At 75.0% G+C, this 492-nt stretch carries 1 pseudogene; it reads left to right on the top strand.

From position 1 onward, the window contains the following. A pseudogene (locus C1I98_RS39655) lies at nt 1–284 on the top strand (serine/threonine-protein kinase); the annotation flags it as partial. Nucleotides 285–492: the final 208 nt, after the last annotated feature.

Raw genomic sequence — 492 nt, 5'->3', positions numbered from 1 at the left:
GCCAAGCCCCGACCCGGACGCCGCCCACGCGCACTCCGCCGACCCGGACCCCGCCGACGCGGACGGACGACGGCGAAGGCCCCTCCAACGGCGAGACCAGTGAGCCGCCGAAGCCGACCGAAGAGCCCACCGAGGAGCCGGGCCCGTCCGACGAGAGCCCCGCGAGCGCCCTGGCCGTGCTTCCGGGCGGCCTGCTGGCCCTCGGCCTGGTGACGTCCGGCGCGGTACCGGTCACACTTGCGGTGAAGCGAGGTGTGGCGGGCCGGCATCGGAGGCGGCGGTAGACGCCCGTCCGCGACGGTGGTCGCCGGACGTTCTCCCGACCGGTCGCCAGGGTGGTCCACCGTCTTCGGAACGGAGCCGGCGCCGGGTGGTTCGAGGGTTGCGAAAGGTATACGCAAGGGGACTCGGCGATGAGCGTGCACAGGGATGAGATCGCCGGCCACCGCCTGGCGGGGGGCGGGCGGCCGGGCGAGGTCGGCACCTTCTGGG

The organism is Spongiactinospora gelatinilytica, assembly GCF_003236385.1.
GTDB lineage: Bacteria > Actinomycetota > Actinomycetes > Streptosporangiales > Streptosporangiaceae > Spongiactinospora > Spongiactinospora gelatinilytica.
This window is presented reverse-complemented; position numbering and strand designations above follow the sequence as displayed.